This is a genomic window from Thermococcus sp. M36, from assembly GCF_012027355.1.
GTDB lineage: Archaea > Methanobacteriota_B > Thermococci > Thermococcales > Thermococcaceae > Thermococcus.
Genome location: NZ_SNUH01000044.1, coordinates 1 through 599 on the forward strand (window position 1 = coordinate 1; position 599 = coordinate 599).

Consider the following 599-nt stretch of genomic DNA (forward strand, 5'->3'; position numbering starts at 1 on the left):
TAAGTAAAAAAATTCCTGATGCAAAAAATCATCGTATCTATTTTGATTGCGGCGACAAAACTTTAGATGCTTTGTATCCGCCTATACAACAAAGGGTTGATAGTATTATGAAAGTGAAAGGTTATTCAGACAAGCAATGGATTACTAAATATTTTCCCGGAGAAGACCATAGCGAAAAAGCGTGGAGTAAAAGGTTAGCTATCCCCTTAACATTTTTATTGAAGACTAATTAATGGATGATGTTTCGTACTACTTTGGTTTGTGTCTTCACGAACCATATATTTTTAAATCGTGAAGACATGAATTATAGTTATAGTATTAACTAACAGATTTTTCAGGTAAGAAGCTTTTGAAATGACGTTCTTGATTGATTTTGTTGCATTTTATTCATCAGTACAAGTGTGCGACGCAACAGTTGATGCCATAAAAAACAAAAGCTGGTTTCACACTAATAATTCACAATAACATCAAACTTATCTGCAACACCTAAAGCTGAAGTGGCTGCATTACTTAAACGCAGCAGTAAACCGTTATCTTCTTTTATATCGGGCAATGCACCCAACACTTTGGCATAAATGGTTTTGTTATTGCTTGATACA

1 protein-coding gene is annotated in these 599 nt (G+C 33.9%); it reads left to right on the forward strand.

Annotated elements, in window-relative coordinates; translation table 11 throughout:
- Positions 1 to 233 (forward strand): hypothetical protein (locus E3E36_RS12920; RefSeq protein WP_206203618.1); only part of this gene is annotated, 233 nt, incomplete at its 5' end.
- Between the last annotated feature and the right edge of the window lie 366 nt (positions 234 to 599).